This is a genomic window from Bartonella vinsonii subsp. berkhoffii ATCC 51672 (assembly GCF_902825225.1).
Taxonomy (GTDB): Bacteria; Pseudomonadota; Alphaproteobacteria; order Rhizobiales; family Rhizobiaceae; genus Bartonella; species Bartonella berkhoffii.
The window spans coordinates 1-412 of record NZ_CADEAK010000239.1; the positions used below are offsets into that span (position 1 = coordinate 1).

The following is a 412-nucleotide window of genomic DNA, read 5'->3' on the forward strand; positions in this document are numbered from 1 at the left end:
AGTGAACTTAATAAATTATGCGGCATTTCTATTATCACATTTGCAATTTCTTGCTGTTAAAGTCCTCCAGACAATGCCATTGAAGTAATAATGCTGATTTGCAAGCAACGTCTTAGGAATTTAGAGGCAGGCATATCTATTGCACCGCGATTTACCAGCCATCCATCTACCATAAAAGCGAAGGTGATACCGATTGAAACGAAGGGAGTTATTGTTATAATTATTTTTCAGGAAATTTCTATTGAGATCTTCCTTTGGATAAAATCTCCCCTAGTCCTTATTTCTCCGGTTATGGGACTGCAACTCCTGATCGGTTACCCAGGGTTTCTCTTTTATTTAAAGGGGGTTTTTGTATTTTGATGGTGTTTCTTTTTTTGGTTAGTGATTGGTTTTCCGGTTGGGAAGGCCACAC

General features: G+C 38.3%; 1 pseudogene. It reads right to left on the reverse strand.

Going from position 1 to position 412, the window contains the following annotated elements:
* Positions 1-59: 59 nt before the first annotated feature.
* Positions 60-227 (reverse strand): annotated as a pseudogene (locus J7R10_RS10155) (trwi protein); the annotation flags it as partial.
* Positions 228-412 lie beyond the last annotated feature (185 nt).